Genomic DNA, 20,928 nt, shown 5'->3' with positions numbered 1-20,928 from the left:
GGCCGGCCGACCGGCCATCACCGCAGCCACCGCTCTCGGAATACTCCACCAATTATTGAACATGCTCCCCCCCGAGATCAAGGCAATCGTCCCGAAAAGGTGGATGCATGGAAACGGGTCGGCCGGTGCCGGGCCGGTGCCGGGCGGTCGTGAGCATCGGGATGAATCCCGCGATCTGCCGACCCGATTCCAGGCCGAGGACCCCGGATCCGGACGGCCTGGCCCGGTCGTCCGGGAGGGACCGGCCCCGATCGCCCGATCCTCCGGTCGGCCCTTGTGTCGGGCCGACTTGTCCGCTAAATCGTTCGTTGTCGCGAGGCAATTTTCCCGGTCTCCCCGCCGGGAGCCGCGCACCGAACCCCGCCATCACGAATCCCCCAACCACGAGAGACCGATGACCAGATTTCGCTCAACCCTGACCGTCATGACCTCCGCGCTCATCCTGGGCGCCGGGACCTTCGCCGCGGCGGCCGGGGCCGAGGACCAGGACGGATTCGAGAGCCTCTTCAACGGCAAGGATCTGACCGGTTGGTTCGGTGCGACCGACGGCTACGCGGTGGAGGACGGCATCCTCTACTGCATCGAGGGGAGTGGCGGAAAGCTCTACACCGAAGAGGAATACGACAATTTCGTCTTCCGGTTCGAGTTCAAGCTCAGCCCCGGCGCGAACAACGGGATCGGCCTCAGGACGCCGACCGAAGGCGACCCGGCCTTCTCCGCGATGGAGATCCAGATCCTTGACAATACGGCCGAGAAATATTCCAATCTCGCGCCCTATCAGTATCATGGATCAATCTATGGCGTGGTGCCGGCCAAGCGAGGTTTCCTCCGCCCGGTGGGGGAATGGAACGAGCAGGAGATCTCGTGCGTCGGCAACACGGTCCGCGTGGTCCTGAATGGCGAGACCATCGTCGACGCGGACATCGCGGAAGCCTCGAAGGACGGCACGCTCGACAAGCGAGACCACCCCGGCCTGAAGCGCCCGACGGGCTACCTTGCCCTCCTCGGTCACGGCGACCGGGTCGACTTCCGCAACCTCAAAATTAAGCGGGTTGATGTCACAAATCCCTGAGCCGACGGTATCTCCAGTGGTCCCCGCCTGCTTTGTTGGGAAGTTCCGGGCGGGTGCGGCTTAGGAACCCCGGAGATCCCGGCTATGGCCCCGCCGCACGACCCCGGAGGACCCGGCCGGGGGCGCCTCGCCCCCGCCGGGTGGCTGACGAGACTCCTGGGGTGGTGTGCCCCGTTGCTGGGAGCCTCGCTGGTTTTATTCCTCGGCCTGCTCTGGATGCAGTCGTCGGCCGAGGGGATCGTCCGTTCCGATGGGGAGCGGATGGCCGTGATCGGGGGCGTTCTGGTCCTCGTGGTCGGGATGTTGCTCTGGCTTCAGGGGAGGGCTCAGTTGTCGGCCAATCGCCTCCAGGCGACCGAGCAGTCGCTCCGATTCCTCTCCGATGCCCTGCTCCAGGCCCATCGCGAGCTGGAACATTATCGAGAGTCCGAGCAGGCCCTCCGGGACGCGGATCGTTCCAAGGACGAATTCCTGGCGACGCTCTGCCACGAGCTCCGCAACCCGCTCGCGGCGATCGATCACGCCGGCGAGCTCCTGATGGATCTGAACGACGATCAGGAGCAGCGCGAGTGGGCCGTCCGCATCATCCGCAACCAGACCCGCCAGCTCGCCCTGCTGATCGACGACCTGCTCGATCTCTCTCGGATCGCCAAGGGGACCCTCACCCTGAACCTCCGGCCCGCGTCGCTCGCCCACCTCGTGCGATCGGCCGTCGATGCGGCCCGATCGTTCCTGGAGGAGGCGAGGCAGATGGTCGTCTTCCAGATCGACCACGATCCGATGTGGGTCGAGGTCGATCCGTCTCGCATCCAGCAGGTCCTGATCAATCTCCTCTCCAACGCCTGCCGCTATTCCGACCCGGGCAAGTCGATCACGATCGCCCTGCATGCCAGCCGGTCGGAGGTGGTGCTCTCCGTCAAGGACCAGGGGATCGGGATCGACCCGGCCCTGATGCCTCGCATCTTCGGCATGTTCATCCGGGGCGACTCGGCCCGCGACCGGGCGCCTTCGGGCCTGGGGATCGGCCTTCGGCTGGCCAGGCTCATCATCGATCGTCACGAGGGGACCATCCTCGCCCGGAGCGATGGGATCGGCTTCGGCAGTGAATTCGAGATCCGACTGCCGAGGATCGCCCCCCCCTCGCCCCTCCCCGCGCCCGAGGACACCGCCCGGCCGGCCGCCTTGCCGCGCCTGCTGCTCGTCGATGACAACCGGCCCATGGTCGAGGCGCTCCGGCTCCTGCTGCAACGCGAGGGGCACGACGTCCGGATTGCTCGGACCGGCAGGGAGGCCATCGAGGCGGTCGCCGCCGAGCGCCCCGACGTGATCCTCGTCGACCTCGAATTGCCCGACACCGATGGCCTGGAACTGGCCCAGGCGATCCGGTCGACCGACCATTCGACCACCCCCCCCATCATCGCCCTGACCGGGTCGGGTCGGCCCGTCGACCTCGACGCCTTGCAGGCGGCCGGCATCCGGGTCCTCATCCAGAAACCTGTCCGCATCGAGGAACTTCGCGAGACGCTCGCTCGGATCGCCCGCGAAGGCGCCGGAACCCGCTAGCCGACAGGGCTGCCGCCGGGGGGTCCCGGGCGTTGGGATTTGCGTGTCGCGCGGGGGTTCCGCCCCGTCAGTGGGAGAGGAACACCGCGGCCTGGCTGTCCTTGAGGACCGATCGCGTCGTCGAGCCGAGGAAAAATTCCCGGAGCGTCGATTTCCCGTAGGCCCCCATCACCAGCAGATCCGCCTCGGTCTTCCCCAGGTGTTCCAGGATGACCTCGGCAGGACCTCGGTCGGACGAGAGGGTGATCGGCGTCGCCTTCAGGCCGTGGAAGCTGAGGTACTCGATCGCCCGGTCCGCCTTGCGGGCCGCCTCGACCTTGTCGGGGCCGATCGTCAGGACCCGGATCGTCTGCCCCTCTCCGAGCCCGGTGAAGCGGAAGGCCTGCAGCGCCCGGGAGGCCTGCACGCTGCCGTCGTACGCGATCAGGACGGAATTGCGCTCCTCTTCCAGGCGCTCGGGGGCGGCGACGACCGGCCTCGGGTTCTCGGTCAGGACGCGGCGGAGCGTGTCGTCGGCCGCGTCCTGCCAACCGAATCGGAAATGGGTGCGCTGACCCATGATGATCAGGTCATAGCGCTGCGCCTCGATGACAATGCGCTCGTGAGGGGTGCCGATGTCTTCAAGGGGCTTGAACGACACGTCCGCCTCGACGCAGCGCAGGGCGGCCCGCTCGAGGGTCCGCTCGACCTCCCGACGGACGTCTTCCGTCAGGCGTTCGTTGATCTGTCGGAAATAGACCTCGCCGAGCCAGGTCTCCTCGGCACCGTGGATCCCCGGCTCGTCGATGACGCCGAGGCCCACGAGCAGGGCGTTGAACCGCTTGGCCCACCGGAGCCCGAGTTCCAGCGCGGCGTCGCCGTGCTCGCTGCCGTCCAGTCCGACCAGCACACTCCTGAGCATCGTGCTAACTCCGAAAGAGTTCGGGAACACTGGTCCCCGCGTCACGGCGGAACGCGTGTCTCGGACGAGCCACCACGTTCAGGGTTCAGGCGGGTTCTTCGCTCTGATCGCATTCGAGCAGGAAGGCCCTGAGATCGGCCATCGCGTGTTCGATGGAATCCCGATGACTGGGGTCACCCGCGCTGTCGAGATTCTTCTCGAACAGGTTCAGAAGCTGACGAGCCGCCATCGCCGGCGAATCCCCCGGCGACCAGTTTTCCGGGAAATCGCGATGGTAAATGCAAATGTGAGCGCCCCCATGTGCTTCGCAGGGGCCCTCCGAAACGATCACTCGACTCCTGGTGCTCATCATGGGAGGAGACTCCCATACGATCGTCCTGCGACGCACGAACAGGGGCGCTCGCGGATCCCGGGACGAAGGCGCGAGGGTGAGGAAAGGGAAAACGACAACCGGAAGAGTGCTCGGATGCGGCACTCGGTCGCGGCTGGGGGATAAAAAAACCCCTGGCCTGTGCTTCACGATCGTGACACAGGACGGGGGCTCACTCAGCCGGGAACACGCGACCCGCCTTGAGTCGAATGTTCCATTTCATTAGATACATCGCCCCGGACCGAAGTCAAACAAAATCGGCCGGGCGTCCGCGGCAATCTCCCGGCCCGCATCGGGCCCCCGCGGCCGGACCGGCCGGGTGACCGTCGCCGGGGCACCTCCTTCGGTTCCAGAGGTCGCTACGTCTGGAATCCGCAAAGACCCGCGTCGACCGCCGATCGGCCCGGTTGCCCCCGGCCCCGCCCCCACGCTCCTCCGGCGGTGCTTCGTGCCCGGCAAACCGCCCCGCATCCGCGGCGGGCCGCGGGCCACCGGGGTCGTGCGCGATTTCCGACGGCCCTCCCGGGTGGGGGCTTGTCAGGCGGCGAGAGCAGTCTCTAGCATGGTGCCTCCGGCAGACCTGACGATCGCCGAACCGTGCGAGCAGACTCTCCGATCCGGGCGAAGGCGCGAGTCTCTGGGGGACGTCGACGTCCGGCTCACATCGATGCAGAACGACGGGGGCGGAGCGCCTCGAATGGGAGACACGGATCGGATCCTGGCAAGGTACCACGACGTGACGCGGTATCTCGACTGGGACGAGCAGCGCGACTTCGAGCGGTTGGCCGGGCTGCTCCCGGCCATCACCCCGCACGTCCACGGCCTGATCGACGACTTCTACGACGAGATCGAGCGGCATCCCGCGGCCTTCTCGGTCATCACGGGGGGCCAGGAGCAGGTGGCCCGATTGAAGGCCACCCTGCTCCAGTGGCTGACCGATCTCTTCCAGCGCCCCCCCGACGAGGATTACGCCCAGCGCTGCTGGCGGATCGGTCGCCGGCATGCCGAGATCGGCCTCGACCCGCTCTACGTGATCGCCTCGATGGCCCGGCTCCGATCGGCCATGTGTCGCGCCTTGCGATCCTCGTGGGCCGGCGACATGGAACAGCTGGCCGAGTCGCTGCGGTCGCTCTACCGTCGGCTCGACCTCGACCTCGCCCTGATCCAGGACGCCTACCAGGCCGAGAGCGACGATCGCCTCCAGCGGGCCGAGCGCATGGCGACGCTCGGCCAGGTCGCGGGCGGCCTGGCCCACGAGCTGCGCAACCCGCTCAACGTGGTCAAGACCTCGGTCTACTTCCTCAGGAATGCCCGATCGGCCTCGCCCGAGAAGGCGGCCGAGCACCTGCAGCGGATCGGCCGCGGCGTCGACCGCGCGGACGCGGTCATCACGGCCCTCTCGAACTTCGCCAGGCTCCCGACCCCCGAGACGCGAGACACCCCCCTGCTCCCCCTCGTCCGCGACGCCCTGGAGGCCAATCCGCCCGACCCGGCCGTCGAGGTCCGCGTCGAGGTCGAGCCGTCGATCGCCGTCGTGGTCGACCCGGCCCAGCTCCACATCGTCCTCGGCAACCTCCTGCGCAACGCGAACGAGGCGATGGGCGAGGGCGGCACCCTCACCGTCCGCGCCCGGCCCCTGGACCCCGGTGCGATCGAGCTGGACGTCGAGGACACGGGCATCGGCATGGCACCCGAGCTGCGCGATCGGGTGACCGAGCCGTTGTTCTCGACCAAGGCCCGGGGGCTCGGGCTGGGCCTGGCCATCTCTCGGGAGATCCTGGTCAAGAACGGCGGCACCTTGCGAATCCTCAGTGAGCCGGGCGTCGGCAGCACCTTCACCCTGGAACTCCCCCGGGCCTCAGAGACCGGAGATCGAGATCGATGACTGATCCGGCACCCGCGATCCTGCTGGTTGACGACGACATCGATGCCTGCCGGAATGTCTCCGACATTCTCAACGACCTCGGCTATCGGGTCGACATCGCCCACGAGGGCAAGGCCGCGCTCGAGCTGGCAAGCCGCCGCGCTTACGACGTCGCCGTGCTCGACTTCAAGATGCCCGGCATGGACGGCGTGACCCTCTACGGCCACCTGCGAGCACGACACCCGGGGATCGTCGCCCTGCTGCTGACGGCCTACGCGAGCGAGGACACGGCGACCGCGGCGCGATCGGCCGGGACCTGGAAGGTGCTCCGCAAGCCGGTCGACATCCCGGCCCTGCTCGGCCTGATCGACGAGGCCGTCGGCCAGCCGATCGTCCTGGTCGTCGACGACGACATCGACCTGTGCGCGAACCTCTGGGACCTGCTCCGATCCCGAGACATCCGGGTCTGCACCGCCCACGACTCGGCCCAGGCCGCCGATCGGCTGAAGGAGGCCCGCTATCAGGCCGTCCTGATCGACATGAAGCTCCCGGGCTCCGACGGTTGCTCCGTCTTCCGGACCGTCCGCACGATCGATCCCCTCGCCCGGACGGTCCTGATCACCGGCTTCCGCCCCGAGACCGACCCGCTGATCGCGGTCGCCCTGGCCGAGGGGGCCGACGCCGTCTGCTACAAGCCGTTCGACACGGCCGCCCTCATCGCCCTGCTCGAACGGCTCGTTGTCTCGACCCCCTCTCAACCAAGGTGACTGACGCGATGGATACGGCCGCCGCCCGGCGTCTCGGATCGAGGCGCGTCCTGGTCGTCGAGGACGACGCCGATGCCCTGGCCAACATCTGCGACATCCTCGAGCTCGACGACTTCGCCGTCGATGCCGCCTCGTCGGCCCGCGAGGCACTCGACCGGCCGCAACGCCGCTGGGCCTCGTACGAGGCCCTGATCCTCGACCGTCGCCTGCCCGATGCCGACTTCGACTCGTTGATGCCCCGGCTCCGCGCCCTGGCCCCCGATGCCGAGCTGATCATCGTCACCGGCATGGCCGACCTCCGCGGCGCCATCGACGCCCTTCGGGGAGGGGCGACCGACTACATCCTCAAGCCGCTCGACCCCGATGCCCTGCGGGCGAGCCTCGCACGGGCGCTCGAACGCCGGGATCTCCGCCTGGCCAAGCGGCGCAGCGAGGACGCCTTCCGGACCCTCGTCGAATCGGCCGAGGTGGTCATCGTGATCACCCGCCTCGACCGCTCGATCGTCTACTTCAGCTCGTTCGCCGAACGCCTGACCGGCTATCGCGCCGAGGAGGTGCTCGGCCACAATTTCCGGGACCGCCTGATCCACGAGCAGGACCGGGCCCTCTCGGACAATGCCGTGCAGCGCCTCGGCGTGGGCGAGTCGGTCCGCGGGCTCGAATGCCGGCTCCGGTCCCGCGACGGCTCGTCGCGCTGCCTGCTCTGGAACGCCCGCCGGCTCGACGACTACGAGGGGGCCGAGGCCATCCTCGCCGTCGGCCACGACATCACCGACCTGAAGCAGGCCCAGGAGCGGGCCCTGCAATCCGAGCGGCTCGCGGCGATCGGCCAGATGGTCACCGGCCTCGCCCATGAGAGCCGCAATGCCCTGCAGCGCGGGCAGTCGTGCCTCGAGATGCTCGCCCTGAAGGTCGTCGATCGGCCCGAGGCGCTCGACCTGATCCGGCGGACCCAGCAGGCGCAAGACCATCTGCATCACCTCTTCGAAGACGTCCGCAGCTACGCCGCCCCCATCCGCCTCGAATCCGGCCGCTTCGACCTCACGACCGTCTGGCGGGAAGCCTGGTCCTACCTCGAACCGTCGGTCCGGGAACACTCGGCCACGCTCAATGAATGGATCGACGCCCCCGACACCCGCTGCTGGCTCGACCCCTTCCGCCTGGTCCAGGTCTTCCGCAACATCTTCGAGAACGCCCTGGCCGCCGGCACCGCCCCGGTCGAGGTCCGCATCCATTGCGATTCAACGCTCCTGGACGGGGATGATGCGTTGCGCGTCTCGATCAGGGATAATGGCCCCGGCTTGACGGGCGAGCAATCAGACCGCATCTTCGAGCCCTTCTACACCACCAAGGCCCGGGGCACGGGCCTGGGCATGGCCATCTGCCGCCGGATCGTCGAAGCCCACGGGGGAAGGATCGCCGTCGGTCCCCCCGGAATTCCCGGTGCCGAGATCCTCCTGACCCTCCCCCGCGAGCCGTCATGACCCGACCCCTTCGCATCGCCGTCGCCGACGACGAACAGGACATGCGGGATTACTACCGCACCATCCTCCCCGTGCTCGGGCATGAGGTCGTCGCCGCCTGCGCCGACGGCGAGGAGCTGGTCGAACGCTGTCGAGCCGTCCAGCCCGACCTGGTCATCGCCGACATCAAGATGCCCGGCACCGACGGGATCGAGGCCTCCTCCCGGATCGAGCGCGAGCGGCCCGTGCCGATCATCCTCGTCTCGGCCTTCCACGACGCCGAGCTGATCGAGCGGGCCGAGACCGATCACGTCCTGGCCTACCTGGTCAAGCCGATCAAGCAGGCCGATCTGGAGCCGGCCATCGCCATCGCCCTCCGCCGGTTCGAGCAGTTCCAGGCCCTCCGCAAGGAGGCCGCCGATCTCCGCCAGGCGCTCGAGGACCGCAAGCTGATCGAGCGCGCGAAGGGAGTCCTGATGAAGCGCTCGAACCTCGACGAAGGCTCCGCCTTCCGCCGCCTCCAGAAGCTGGCGAGCGAGAAGAATCTGAAACTCATCGAGCTGTCGAAGATGATCCTCACGGCCGAGGAGGCCCTGGGGGGCTGAGCATCGCCCCGGCCCCGGGACGCCGCCCGCGATCAGGAGGCGAACTGGCGGAGCAAGGCCGGCAATTCCTCGATGGCGAACTGCGACCGGATCGCCCCGGCCTCGAACGCCGCCTTGTTCATGCCGTAGATCACCGACGTCGCCTCGTCCTGGCCGAGCGTCAGGCCGCCCTCCTCCAGGATCCGCTGGCACCCGGCGACCCCGTCGCGCCCCATCCCCGTCATCAGCACCCCGACCGCCTCCGCGCCGAACACCTCGGCCGCCGACCGGAACAGGACGTCGATCGACGGGCGGTGCCCGCTGACCGGCGGGCCGTCCGACAACGCGATCCGGACGAACGGGGGCCGGCCGACCAGCGACATCTGCCGGCCCCCCGGGGCCACCAGGATCAGATCCGACTCGACCCGGTCTCCTTCCTGTGCTTCCCTGACGGCGACCCGACTCCGGCGATCGAGCCGATCGGCGAAGACCCTGGTGAACGTCGCCGGCATGTGCTGCACGACCAGGATCGGGGGCAGCGGCGGCTCCAGCTCGGCGAAGACGCGGGTCAGGGTCTGCGGCCCCCCCGTCGAGATGCCGAGCACGACGCATCGCGTGGCCGCTCGCGACCCGGAAGGGGCCCGAGGCCCCCGATCAACGGCGGGGCCCGCCCCCCCCGCCGCGACGACCCGGGGCCGACGCACCCGGCTCCCGGAGGCCATCAGGAGCTTGGCGACCAGCAGGTCTCGCGCCCCCCGGAGCTGGGAGAAATGCCTCCGGTCCGGCTTCGGCAGGAAGTCGACCGCCCCCAGCTCGAGCGCCGCCAGGGTGATGTCGGCCCCCTCCTGGGTCCAGCTGCTGACCATGACGACCGGCACCTCCTGCTTCTCCAGCAGCCTCGGCAGGACCTCGAGCCCCGAGAGCCCCGGCATCTCGACATCGAGGGTGACGACGTCGGGCCGCAGCCGCCCGGCCAGTTCCAGCGCCTCGGACCCGTCCCGAGCCGTCCCCACCACCTCCAGCTCGGGGCTGGAGCCGATCATCTCGGAGAGCATCTTGCGCATCAGGGCCGAGTCGTCGACGATCAGGACTCGAACAGGCCGATGAGCCATCGGTACGCATCCTCCCGGGGTGCCCCGGGTCAGACGTCAGGAGAGCTGCCAAGCTTCGTCAGCATGCCAAGCATCTGCTCACGTTGGAATGGTTTGACGATAAAATCCATGGCCCCGGCCCTGATGGAAGCGGCCAGCGTCTCCTTCTGGTCGAGCGCGGTGACGATGATCACGCGGGCCTCGGGGTCCTCGGCCCGTATCTCCCGCAGGGCGTCGAGGCCCCCCATCACCGGCATCACCAGGTCGAGGGTGACGAGGTCGGGCCGCAGGCTGCGGTACAGCTCGACCGCCTCCTGGCCGTCGCCGGCCTCGGCCGCGACCTGCCAGCCCGCGGCCTCCGCGACGCCCCGGATCAGCTTCCGCATGATCAGCGCATCGTCAACGATCAGGAGTCGCTTCATCGGTCCGTCCCCGGTCGCATCACGTCTCTGGTCGCTCGATCCGGGCCACACCGGCCGAGAGGTCGTAGCTGGGCCCGCCGGGGATCCGAACCCGGACCACCCCCGAGGCCGTGTCGAGCGTCACGTTCCTGCCGGTCGTGCCCCCGGCATCCCTGGCCAGGACCGGGATCCTCAAGGATTGCAGGATCCGCTCGGCCGCCTCAAGGTTCTGCCGTCCGATATCGGCATTCGGCGCCGACCGGAACATCGCCGCTCCCCCCACCAGCGTCGCCGAGAAGGTCGATCGGCCGATCAGGGGGCGGCCCTGCACCCGGGCCAGGTCGTCGAGCAACGCGGGGACCGCGGTATCGACATATTTCCCGACGCCATCCGCCCGCCCCCGGGAATCGGGCAGCATGATATGAGCCATGCCGCCGACCCGTGCGGCCCGATCGTGCAGGATGATGGCCACGCACGAGCCGAGCAAGGTCCGCAGGATGGCCGGGGCCCTCGCCACGGCCCACTGGCCGATCAGCACGCTCGTCGTCGGCGGGGGATCGGGGACGGGTGTTGGGCTCACGGCAGGCTCCCCGGATCATCTCCTTCGGGGCCGATCCCGAGGGTCCCCAGCCCGCCGGTCGCCGGGACGATCACCATGGCCCAGTCGTTGGTGATCCCGTCGATCGAGAAGTGGATCTCGACCATCACGATCCGGTCGTTCCGGCTGGCCTGATCCATCAGGGCGAATTCGATCAGGCTCCCCGCGAACTCGAGGCGGAACTCGGGGGGCCCCGGGATCATCAGCCCTCCCGGCTCCAGGGACTCGGCCATCGCGTTGACGAAGGCACAGACCACGATATTGCTCGTCTCCTGCGCGGCCGACCGCTCCATCTCCCCCCAGTCGGTGGACGAACCCCCCGGGCGACCGATCAGAGCATCGATCATCGTCATCGCGGCGCGATCGTCGAAGATCATCAGGACCGTCCCCGGCAGCGGGCCCGACAGGGGGATGGCGCAGGAGGCCACCACCGCGTCCCCCGGCCCGAGGGCCTCGGTGGCCTCGGTCACCTCCGCGAAGCGGACCCGGCTGACCACCAGCGAGGCCGGCCGGCCGAGCCACTTCGAGAGCGACGCCGAGGCCGCCTCCGCCCCGCGACGGATCGCCGCGTCGATGGATCGAGGAACCTGGTCTGACGGATCGTCCCCCCGGGTCATGGGCGTTGCCTCGATGGTGTCAACAATTCCCGATCGTGCTGCGATCGACCGGGTGCAGGGCGGGTCGCCATCTCGATCAGGGCATCGACGTCCAGGATCAGGGCCACCCGCCCATTGCCCAGGATACTGGCGCCGGAGAGTCCCCGCACCGTCCTGTAATTCTTCTCGATCGATTTCAAGACGATTTCCTGGATCCCGATCAGCTCGTCGACCATCAGGCCGACCGTGGTCAGGGTGCTCTGCACCACCACCACCGGCCGCCGCGTCTCGCCGTCGCGCGAGGCCGCCCCCGGGGCCCGGTCGGGATGCGCCCCCCCTCCCCATCGGAACACGTCGTCGAGGCAGAGCAGCGAGATCACCCGCCCGCGGACCTCGATCGCTCGGCTGCCCTGCACGTCGAGGATCTGATCCGGGCCGATCTCGACGATCTCCCGAATCTCCCCCAACGGCAGGGCATATGTCTCGCCATAGATCCGCACGAGTAGGCTGGGCATGATCGCGAGGGTGAGTGGGAGCCGGATGGTGAAGGTCGTCCCCTGGCCGGGTTCGGACCGGACGAAGACCGTCCCGTTGAGCTGCTCGATCCGGTGCTTGACCACGTCCATGCCGACGCCCCGGCCGGAGATCTCCGACACCGTGTCGGCCGTGCTCAGCCCCGCGTGGAAGAGATACGGGATCACCTCGGGGGGTGACAGCCGGGCCGCCTCGCCTTCCGGCAGGAGGCCGAGGGCGGCGATCTTGTGGCGGAGCCGGGCCACGTCCAGGCCCTTCCCGTCGTCGGCGACGGTGATCACGACCCGGTTCCCCCGATGGGCCGCGGCCAGCGTCACCGTGCCGGTCCTCGGCTTGCCCCTCGCCTCCCGCTCCGACGGCGACTCCAGGCCGTGGTCGACGGCATTGCGGACCATGTGGATCAGCGGGTCGCTCAGCTCGTCGATCATCCGCTTGTCCAGCTCGGTCGACTCCCCCCGGAGCTGGAGCGTGACGTCCTTCCCCGACCCCACGCTCACGTCGCGAACCACCCGGCGGAAGCGCTCGAAGAGCGGCCCGATCGGGACCATCCGCGTGTCGAGGACCCCTTTCTGGATCCGGTCGCAGATCCGGCCGAGCTGATCGATGGCCTCGGCCATCTCGGTGAGGTGGTCGCGGCCGATGTGGAGCCGGTCGAGATTCCCCCGCAGTTCCCGGATGTTCTCCGTGAGGCGGCGGAACTGCGACCGCCACCGCTCGCGAATCCCCTGGCTCCGCGCGGACGAGCCGAGCACGGCGTCGAGCCCTTCCAGCAGGCAATCGAGCCGATCCTGGCTGTCGGCCGCCAGCAATCGGACGTCGGAATCCCGGAGCATGGTCTCCAGCTCCCGGGTCAGGTCCGCGAACCGCGACCGGCTGATCACCAGCTCCCCGGCGAGGTTCATGAGATGATCGAGCCGGTCCACGTCCACGCGGAGCGTCTCGGCCACCTTGGCCTTGGCGGCCCGATTCGCGAGGACCGCCACCGACGGTTCGGGCGCCTCGCCTCGTTCCGGAATCGGGGCGGGAGCCTCCTCGGCCGCCGCCGGCTCGGCCTCGGCCTGCGCCGCCGGCGCGGGTTGGTCCGAGGGACCGGCGATCTCCGCCGCCGACGGCCCCGAGTCCGAGTCCCCGTCCGAGCCGAATCGGATGGCCGCCACCCCATCCACATCGGCCAGCGATCGCAGTTCCTCCCGGTCCGCGTCGGCCTCGACCCACGCCGTGAACGTCTCCCGGCCCTCGACCTCGTCGAGGCGATCGGCGGGCGGGTCGCTCCCCAGCACCCGGACCCGGGACGACAGCCGATTCAGGATCAATCGCGCCTTCATGTCCCTCCACTGGAGCGTCGGGACGAAGACGACCGTGACGGCAAGCCCCTCGGGCTGCTCCGGCTCGACGCGCGCCCGGTCCGCCGGCTCGCCCGGGTCGGCGACGGATTCCGGGGGTTCCGCAGGCGCCCCGTCGGTCTCGGGGTCGGCCGGCTCCGCCCGAGGGCCGTCGATCGGCTCCGCGTCGGGCACCCCGACCTCGACCGCTCCCGGGGCGGGGGACGAGGCGGCCGCCTCGTGGCCCTGCAGGTAAGCGACGACCGCATCGATCATGTCGGTCAGATCGGGCCCTGACCCTTCCGATCGGAGGTCTCGATGATAATCGCGCAGGCGATCGAGACTCTGGAAGCTCAGTTGAAGCGCCTCGAAGTCGAGCAGGCGTTGCCCGCTGCGCAGTTGATCGAAGAGGGTCTCCAGGTGGTGGGCCAGGCGGTTGACCTGATCGAAGCCCATCACGCTCGCCGACCCCTTCAGGCTGTGGACCAGCCGGAACGTCTCCTGGAGCGCGGCGGCGTCGGATTGATTCTGCTCCAGACGGAGCAGCGTATCGTTCAGCGTGCCGATCTGCTCGTCGGTCTCATCGAGATAAAACGGCAGGAGCTCCGAGACATCAAAGCCCGACATCAGCGTCCTCCCCCGTCCGGCCTGCGGTAGAGCCAGCTCTCGATGCGCTCCAACGGTTCGAGCATGCCGTAGACGCCCTCCGTCGGGCCGACCACGAGATAGCCACCGGGAGCGAGCGCACCGATCATCTGCTTGACGACCCGGGCCTTCGACTCGGCATCGAAATAAATCAGGACATTCTTCAGGAAGATGCAATCAAACGGGCCGTCCCGCATCGGATAAAGGAGGTTGTGCGCCCGGAATGTCGCCCGGGCCCTCAGGTCGTCATTGAGCTTCCAACGGCTCGACGCCGCATCGAAGGTGAACCACCGTTTCCGCTCGGCCTCGGTCACGAGCCGGAGCGAGCGGTCCCCGTATCTGGCCTCGCGGGCCGACTGGAGCGCGGCCTCGCTGATGTCGGTCCCCAGCGCTTTCAACGCCCACGAGGCGGGAGGCTGCTGGGCCTCCGCCAGGCGGATCAGGATCGAATAAAGCTCCTCGCCTCCGCTGCACGCGGCCGACCAGATGGCCATGGATCTGCCGTGCTTCCCGAGCCGATTGCGGTCGACCAGTTCCTGACTGAACCGGTGGGCCAGCCAACGGAAATGGTGCGGATCCCGGAAGAAATACGTCTCTCGCGTCGTGACGGCGTCGACAAATCGGGCCAACTCCGCGCGATCCGCTCCCGAGGCGAGCCGGGCATAATACGACTCGAACGTCGCGTCCCCGGTCGCCTTGACCCGTCGGTTCAACCGGTTCGAGAGCATCACGCGCTTGGTCTCGGGGATCGAGATCCCCGTGGTGCGGTAGATCAGGGCTCGAAACTGATCGAAAAGGTCATCGGGGAGCAAGTCCTGCTGCATCGTCACTCGCCTCGCTCCGCACCACGTTTCGGGGCTACCCCCCTTTGAGCGTTGAGGGATCGATGGAATCGACCCGGCCCGGCCGGACCGACCGGATCATCAGACCTTGAAGCCCGAGACCGCCTGGCGCAACGCCTGGGCCTGGGCGCCGAGCTGCTCGGCACTGGCCGAGAGTTCCTCGGCGCTCGACGCGTTCGTCTCCGTGATCCCCGAGACATCCTGGATCGCCTTGGTCACTTCCGAGGCCGATTCCGATTGCTCGTGGGTCGCCCTGGCGATCTTCCCGATCCGCTCGGTCGTCTCCTCGACCCCCTTGACGATCGTGGCGAGCGACGACCCTGCCTTCTCGGAGAGCCGGGCGCCATCGGCCACCCGCCGGGTCGATTCCTTGATCAGCGAGGTGATCTCCTTGGCCGCCCCGCTGGACCGCTCGGCGAGCTTCCTCACCTCGTCGGCCACCACCGCGAAGCCCAGGCCATGCTCGCCGGCCCGAGCGGCCTCGATGGCGGCGTTCAAGGCCAGCAGGTTCGTCTGGCTGGCGATCTCCCCGATCACCTGGGTGATGTCGCTGACCTGCTCGCTCGACTTGGTGATGAGGCTCATGGCCTCGATGGCCTGCTCGACGGCCTCCCCCCCCTGCCTCGCCAGGCCGGAGGTCTCCTCCGCCTGAGCCCGGGCGGCCTCGGCGTTCTGGTTGATCTCGATGATCGCCCGGCCGAGCTGCTCGATGGAGGCCGACATCTCCTCGACCGTCGCCGCCTGGCTCTGAGACGACTCGCTCAGGTAGGTCGCACTCTCGGCGATCACCTGGGAGCCCTCGGCGAACTGGCCCGTCGATTCCACGATCTGACTGATGATCTCCTTCAGATCCCGGATCATATTGGCCATCGCCGCCCCCAGCCGGCCCAGGTCGTCCCTGCCCTGGACCGGCACCTCGACCGTCAGATTCCCCGAGGCCGCGGCCGAGGCCACGTTCATCAGCAGGTTGACCTTCTGTTCCAGGTCCTGCTTCTCCGCCTCGGACCGGGCCTGACCGTTGACCCGATCGAGCGCGGAGGAGACCATCCTGCCCACGCTCCGCATCACCTCGAGCCGGTTCTCCGAGGGCGAGATCCTGTCCTTCGTCAGGAAATCCATGGCCCCGATGAAGACGCCGTTCATCTGGATCGGGATCGCCAGGGCCGACGAGACCTCGCACCGCCGCGCGACCCCCGCGCGCGGGCACCCGGTCACCTCCGAGAGCTCGGGCACGAAGATCAGCTCGTGTTGCTGCCAGCACCGGCCGCTCAGCCCCTGCCCCTCCACGTAGCGAGAGGCCTTCGTGGCCCGCTTGAACTCGTCCGGCATGTCGCCGGATTCGAGCGAGAAGGTGAGCGCGTGCTCCTCGTTTTCCAGCTTCCAGTACGAACCGTAGAGCCATCCGAACGCCTCCCGGACGGTCTCTAGGGCGACCTGGATGACCTCGTCCGGGGTGTTCGCCTTGCCCAGTCGCATCAAGAGGAAATTGACCGCGTTCGAGTCGGCCAGCATCTCCGCCTCTCGGACGTCCTGGATATGCTTCTGCGTCACGATCTCCCAGGTGAGCATCGGCCCGAGATATTCCCCCTGCTCGTCGATGATCGCCGACGCGACCAGGTCGATCAGTTCCGACCCGAGGTGCATCGTGCCGTGGTAGGGCAGATTTGAGGGGTCGGACAGCAGCGTGCGCTGGTGCTCCGGATTCTGATGGAAGACGTCGAGCGACTGGCCGACCATCGACTCCACCGGCACCTTGAGCGAGTCTTTCAGGCGGGTGAGCGTCTCGATCGACTTCGGGTTGAGGTAGCGGAGCCGAAGATCGCGGTCCGCGAACATCATGTTCAGCGGGGCATTCGCCACCATCTGGGCGAGCCGGTTCAGCTCGCGAGCCTGGCCCAGATGGCCGATCTTATTCGACGCCGTTTGCGCGATCGTGTCGAGCGCCTGCAGCCGAAGCTCCGTCATCTCGATCGGGCGGGTCGAGCCGAATTCGAGGACCCCCAGCACCGTGTTGCCCGACCGGATCGGCAGCGCGAGCATGCCCCGCAGCCCGGCCTCCCTCGCCCAGCGATCCTCGATCGCGGAGTGATCGGCGAGGAAATCCTCCACATACACCGGCTCCTCGCGTCGCCAGGCCAACCCCGAGACCCCTTCGTTGACCCGGATCTCGCGATCCTGGGCCGCTCGTCGCAGCGACGCGCCGCCCGAGCCCGAGTCGACGCCGAAGACCAGCGCGTTCGTCGATGGGTCGAGCTTCCGAGAGCACGCCAGCTCCCAGCCGTAGGCCGATTGGATCGCGGCGAGGACGGCGCGGAGGATCTCCCTCGTCGTGTTCGAGCGGACCAGCCCCGCGAACGCCTCGATCATGACCTTCGTGTCGGCCTTCGACTCGTCGAGCTTCGCCTGGGCGTCTTCGGCCAGTGCCATGGGTTCCATCTCGGCGGGGCGTCGGGGCGCCCGGTCTCGGGTGCGGGGGCCGTTGGATCGCTTCGGCGAATGGCTCGGCGGCACCGCCTCGAAGTCCGCCGCGGGGGTTTCCGGTGCTTCGGTCTCGCGCGAATCGTCGCTCATGGATCGTGCTCGGGAGGTGGGGTGCTTAAACGTTGAAGGACCTGGCCTCCTGCCCCGTTCCCGTCCCCGTCAGCAACCTGACGGGACCGAGGGGTGACGGCGTCGATCGGACGGACGGCCCGGCCGATCGACTCAATCCGCGGCGAGTTCGAGATCGGCCAGCAGGCGGTCGACATCCAGCGCGATGACCAGTCGATCCCCGTCTCGGAACAACCCGGCGATGGCGGTCGAGGCCACCGAGGCGATCCCGGGCGGGGGCGGCTGGAGCTGGTCCTCGCTGACCCGCATGACCTGAGACACGGAATCGACCAGGATGCCGACCGTCCGCGACTGGACGTTGACCACCACCACGCGCGTCTGCTCGTCGAACGGCTTGGCCGGCACGCCGAAACGCGTCCGGAGATTGATGACGGGCAGCACGGTCCCCCGCAGGTTCATCAGGCCTTCGACATCCGCCGAGGTCTGGGGCAGCCGTGTGATCGCCGGCATCAAGATGATCTCCTGCACCCGGCGAATGGCCACCGCGTAGTCGGAACGATCGAGCCGGAACCCGACGAACTGGAGTACCGCCCCCTCGGCCCGGGGGGCATCCGCGTTCGGGCCCGGGCTCGAAGTCCCGGCAGGTTTCGACGCAGAAGACATGATCACCAACGCCCCAGGATCGAAGGAGTCGACTCGATTCGCCGACCGGGCCCGATTCGCCGCCCGCCGCCGCCGGTACTCTCACCAGTCTACCCCACGAATCCCCCGGATGCCGTCCGCGTCAGGAGGCATCCCCGGGCACGATTCGGATCTGAACGATCGAGAAATCGTCCTCGAACCCCTTCTTGCCCGACAGGACCGCCAGGTACTCGATCAGGGCGTCCATCGCCGAGCCGGGCGCCCTCGACTGCTCGCCCAGGTACGAGACGAACTCGGAGAAGGGCCACATCGTCTGGTCGGTCCGCTGGACCTCGAAGACGCCATCGCTGTAGACGAAGAGGGTCGCCGGCCCCTCCAGGGCGTGTTCCTTCGTCTCGAACTCGAGGCCGTCGAATGCGCCGACCATCGGCCCCGTCGCCTCGAGCATGGTGGTCGTTCCCGAGGTGTCCGAAATCAAGAGCGCGGGGGGATGGCCGCCCCCGGTGTAGCGGATGACCCCGCTCGGCCGGTGGTACACGCCATACCAGGCCGTGAAATACTTGTCGGCCTGGCGAGACATCTCGAACCGCTCGTTCAGGGCGGTGAGCACCTGCCCCGGATCCTTGAAGTCGGTCCCCGGGAGCGACTGCGACCGGATCGCGTTGAGCACCGAGACCGACAGCAAGGCCGCCCCCACCCCGTGGCCGACCACATCGATCAGATAGACGGCAAAGTGCTCGTCATCGAGTTGATGATAACCGAACGTGTCTCCCCCCAGCTGGGCCGAGGGGATGAACCGCCAGTCGGCCTGGATCGAACCCCGATCGATCGGCGCCGGCAGCAACGACTGCACATACCGCGCCGCCTCGTCCACGTCGTGGGCCAACGCCTCCTGGCTGGCCACCAGCGCGCGGTAGGCCTCATCGCGCTGGAGTTGATTGATGTAACCCTTCGAGTGGTGCCGGATCCGGGCGAGCAGTTCCAGCCGGTCCGGCAGCTTCACGATGTAGTCGTTGGCCCCCAGGGCGAAGGCGTCCGCCTTGGTCTGGGGCTCCTCCCGGGTCGAGAGGACGATGACGGGGACGTCGCGGGTCGCCTCGTGGCCTCGGTAGAGCTTCACCAGATCCAGGCCGTCCACGTCGGGCAGGACGAGGTCCTGCAGGATGACGGTCGGCTGGAACGTCACGGCCGTCTCCATCGCCAGCGACGGATCCTTGCCGTACTGGAACTCGATGTCCTGCTCGTTGGCCAGCATCCGCTTGACCGCCTCGCCGATCAACGGCTGGTCATCGATCAAGAGGACTTTAACCTTGTGTTCGCTCAGGCCGGTGGCCATCAATGGGGCCTCGCTGCTGACGGGGACGATCGGACGCGAGAGGACGACGTGGCGCGATCAGCACACACTCGATCGTAGCCGGTTCCGCCGACCAGGCAAGGGCCGTCCGGCCCTCCTTCCGCGGCCGGTCACCCCGTTCCAGGCGCGGGTGACATGCACCGCCCCCGTTTCACGCGCGATCGCCCCGACCACACCCGCCGTCGCCGGCCGCGCATCGACCCGGGGCCCCGCGACGGGGCCTCGGCCGGAACCGCAGCCAGGCCAGGGGACTCGCCGTCAGATGATCTGGCGGATCGGGTCGGCCCCTTCCACCCCCACGAGGGTCTGATCCAGGCCCCCATAGAAGAAGCTCAGGCGGTCCGGATCCAGGCCGAGCTGATTCAAGATCGTCGCGTGCAGATGCTTCACGTGAAAGCGATCGCTCACGGCCGCGGCCCCGAGGTCGTCCGTCTCGCCGACCGAGGTGCCTCCCTTGACCCCGCCGCCGGCCATCCACATGGTGAAGCCGTAGGCGTTGTGGTCGCGGCCGGTCCCCTTCTCGTATTCGGCCGTCGGCTGGCGGCCGAACTCCCCCCCCCAGACGATCAGGGTCTCGTCGAGCAGGCCCCGTCGCTTCAGGTCCGTCAGGAGCCCCGCGATCGGCTTGTCGGTCCGCCCGCAGTGGAAGTTGTGGTTGGCCTCGATGTCGGTGTGGGCGTCCCAGTTGTCGTCGTTGTGGGCCCCCCCCGCGTAGATCTGCACGAATCGGACGCCGCGCTCGACCAGGCGGCGGGCGAGCAGGCAGCGGCGGCCGAAGTTCTCGGTCTTCGGGTCGTCGATCCCGTAAAGCTCCTGCGTCTCCTCGGTCTCCCCGCGGATGTCGGTCGCCTCGGGTGCGGCCATCTGCATCTTGTACGCCAGCTCGAAGCTGGAGATCCGGGCCGCCAGGTCCGATTGATCCGGGCGCGCGGCCAGGTGGTCGGTGTTGTACTCGTTCAGGGTGTCGATCAGGCGGCGCTGGACGGCGTCGCTCATCCCGTCGGGCCGGCTCAGGTCGATGATCGGATCCCCTTGCGATCGCAGGATCGTCCCCTGGTACGTCGAGGGCATGTAGCCGCTCGACCAGTTCTTGGCCCCCGAAATCGGCCCACCGACCGGGTCGAGCATCACCACGAACCCCGGCAGATTCTCATTCTCGGAACCAAGCCCGTAGGTCACCCAGCTCCCGAGGCAGGGGCTCCCGCTCAGGATTTTTCCGGAATTCATCTGGAGCATCGCCGAGCCGTGGAGCGGGCTATCCGCCGTCATCGACTTGATGAACGCCAGGTCATCGACACAACCGGCCAGATGCGGGAACAGGTCGCTGACCCACTGGCCCGACTCGCCGTGTTGCCTGAACTTCCACTTCGGCCCGACGATCCGACCCTCGTTCCGGGAACCGGCCCTGCCCTTCGTCTTCACGGCGATCGTCTTGCCGTCGAGCCGGAACAGGTCGGGCTTGTAGTCGAACGTGTCGATATGGCTCGGGCCGCCATACATGAACAGGAAGATCACCGACTTCGCCTTCGGCGCGAAATGCGGCGCCCGGGGCTCCATCGGGTTCACGTACGAACCGGCCGACCCGCCGTCGGCGCCGTCGGCCTCCGGGAAGAAACCTCCGCCCCGAGAGAGCAGGTCCACCAGCCCGAGCGACGTGAAGCCCAGGCCCGTCTGCCAGATGAACTCGCGTCGGGTGCGCCCGCAGAAGGAACCCCTCGGCCGATTCGGAAGGTTCATCGCGCTCGTCTCCATGCACTCGGGGGGCTCTC

18 protein-coding genes are annotated in these 20,928 nt (G+C 68.2%); 6 read left to right on the top strand and 12 right to left on the bottom strand.

Annotated elements, in window-relative coordinates:
• Positions 1–394: 394 nt before the first annotated feature.
• Positions 395–1,072: a DUF1080 domain-containing protein gene (locus AB1L88_RS05650; RefSeq protein WP_367095663.1), complete on the top strand. Its 678-nt coding sequence runs from the start codon at positions 395–397 to the stop codon at positions 1,070–1,072.
• Positions 1,073–1,156: 84 nt separating this feature from the next.
• Complete coding sequence (locus tag AB1L88_RS05645) at positions 1,157–2,635, top strand: hybrid sensor histidine kinase/response regulator (RefSeq protein WP_367095662.1); 1,479 nt, start codon at positions 1,157–1,159, stop codon at positions 2,633–2,635.
• A gap of 67 nt (positions 2,636–2,702) precedes the next feature.
• Here the strand turns inward: AB1L88_RS05645 and AB1L88_RS05640 are convergent, their stop codons facing one another.
• Both AB1L88_RS05640 and AB1L88_RS05635 read right to left on the bottom strand, forming a co-directional pair.
• Positions 2,703–3,536, bottom strand: coding sequence for a universal stress protein (locus AB1L88_RS05640; RefSeq protein WP_367095661.1), 834 nt, complete (start codon positions 3,534–3,536; stop codon positions 2,703–2,705).
• 85 nt (positions 3,537–3,621) lie between these two features.
• The gene (locus tag AB1L88_RS05635) at positions 3,622–3,888 is read right to left on the bottom strand and encodes a hypothetical protein (RefSeq protein ID WP_367095660.1); all 267 of its coding nucleotides are present in this window, start codon (positions 3,886–3,888) and stop codon (positions 3,622–3,624) included.
• 715 nt (positions 3,889–4,603) lie between these two features.
• Here AB1L88_RS05635 and AB1L88_RS05630 point away from each other — a divergent pair.
• Genes AB1L88_RS05630 through AB1L88_RS05615 form a run of 4 tightly spaced genes read left to right on the top strand, consistent with a single transcriptional unit; the run spans position 4,604 to position 8,605 of the window.
• Complete coding sequence (locus AB1L88_RS05630; protein ID WP_367095659.1) at positions 4,604–5,791, top strand: protoglobin domain-containing protein; 1,188 nt, start codon at positions 4,604–4,606, stop codon at positions 5,789–5,791.
• A complete protein-coding gene (locus AB1L88_RS05625; protein ID WP_367095658.1) occupies positions 5,788–6,537 on the top strand; it encodes a response regulator in 750 nt (249 codons plus the stop codon). Before AB1L88_RS05630 ends, AB1L88_RS05625 begins: the two co-directional genes overlap by 4 nt.
• Positions 6,538–6,545: 8 nt before the next feature.
• Complete coding sequence (locus AB1L88_RS05620; RefSeq protein ID WP_367095657.1) at positions 6,546–8,021, top strand: PAS domain S-box protein; 1,476 nt, start codon at positions 6,546–6,548, stop codon at positions 8,019–8,021.
• On the top strand, positions 8,018–8,605 hold the full coding sequence (locus tag AB1L88_RS05615; protein WP_367095656.1) for a response regulator: 588 nt from the start codon (positions 8,018–8,020) through the stop codon (positions 8,603–8,605). Before AB1L88_RS05620 ends, AB1L88_RS05615 begins: the two co-directional genes overlap by 4 nt.
• 32 nt (positions 8,606–8,637) lie before the next feature.
• On the opposite strand, the gene AB1L88_RS05610 is transcribed toward AB1L88_RS05615, so the two are convergent.
• The 10 genes from AB1L88_RS05610 to AB1L88_RS05565 all read right to left on the bottom strand — a co-directional run bounded on the left by AB1L88_RS05610 (position 8,638) and on the right by AB1L88_RS05565 (position 20,896).
• Complete coding sequence (locus AB1L88_RS05610; protein WP_367095655.1) at positions 8,638–9,696, bottom strand: chemotaxis response regulator protein-glutamate methylesterase; 1,059 nt, start codon at positions 9,694–9,696, stop codon at positions 8,638–8,640.
• A gap of 29 nt (positions 9,697–9,725) precedes the next feature.
• Positions 9,726–10,097: a response regulator gene (locus AB1L88_RS05605; RefSeq protein ID WP_367095654.1), complete on the bottom strand. Its 372-nt coding sequence runs from the start codon at positions 10,095–10,097 to the stop codon at positions 9,726–9,728.
• Positions 10,098–10,116: 19 nt separating this feature from the next.
• Positions 10,117–10,656 (bottom strand): chemotaxis protein CheD, encoded by a 540-nt coding sequence (locus tag AB1L88_RS05600; RefSeq protein WP_367095653.1) that lies wholly within the window; start codon positions 10,654–10,656, stop codon positions 10,117–10,119.
• Complete coding sequence (locus AB1L88_RS05595) at positions 10,653–11,291, bottom strand: chemotaxis protein CheC (RefSeq protein ID WP_367095652.1); 639 nt, start codon at positions 11,289–11,291, stop codon at positions 10,653–10,655. Before AB1L88_RS05595 ends, AB1L88_RS05600 begins: the two co-directional genes overlap by 4 nt.
• Positions 11,288–13,753, bottom strand: a complete 2,466-nt coding sequence (locus tag AB1L88_RS05590; RefSeq protein ID WP_367095651.1) for a chemotaxis protein CheA — start codon at positions 13,751–13,753, stop codon at positions 11,288–11,290. The genes AB1L88_RS05595 and AB1L88_RS05590 overlap by 4 nt, the downstream gene beginning before the upstream one ends.
• The gene (locus tag AB1L88_RS05585) at positions 13,753–14,595 is read right to left on the bottom strand and encodes a protein-glutamate O-methyltransferase CheR (protein ID WP_367095874.1); all 843 of its coding nucleotides are present in this window, start codon (positions 14,593–14,595) and stop codon (positions 13,753–13,755) included. Before AB1L88_RS05585 ends, AB1L88_RS05590 begins: the two co-directional genes overlap by 1 nt.
• 99 nt (positions 14,596–14,694) lie before the next feature.
• Positions 14,695–17,184, bottom strand: coding sequence for a methyl-accepting chemotaxis protein (locus AB1L88_RS05580; RefSeq protein WP_367095650.1), 2,490 nt, complete (start codon positions 17,182–17,184; stop codon positions 14,695–14,697).
• A gap of 132 nt (positions 17,185–17,316) precedes the next feature.
• Complete coding sequence (locus tag AB1L88_RS05575; RefSeq protein ID WP_367095649.1) at positions 17,317–17,826, bottom strand: chemotaxis protein CheW; 510 nt, start codon at positions 17,824–17,826, stop codon at positions 17,317–17,319.
• Positions 17,827–17,947: 121 nt separating this feature from the next.
• Entirely contained in the window at positions 17,948–19,141 is a 1,194-nt protein-coding gene (locus AB1L88_RS05570) for a fused response regulator/phosphatase (RefSeq protein WP_367095648.1), read from the bottom strand.
• A gap of 276 nt (positions 19,142–19,417) precedes the next feature.
• Complete coding sequence (locus AB1L88_RS05565) at positions 19,418–20,896, bottom strand: DUF1501 domain-containing protein (RefSeq protein WP_367095647.1); 1,479 nt, start codon at positions 20,894–20,896, stop codon at positions 19,418–19,420.
• Positions 20,897–20,928 lie beyond the last annotated feature (32 nt).

Source organism: Tautonia sp. JC769 (assembly GCF_040717455.1).
In the GTDB taxonomy this organism is placed as follows: Bacteria; Planctomycetota; Planctomycetia; order Isosphaerales; family Isosphaeraceae; genus Tautonia.
The sequence above is the reverse complement of the archived record's forward strand: the minus strand, read 5'-3'. Positions and strand labels throughout refer to the sequence as shown.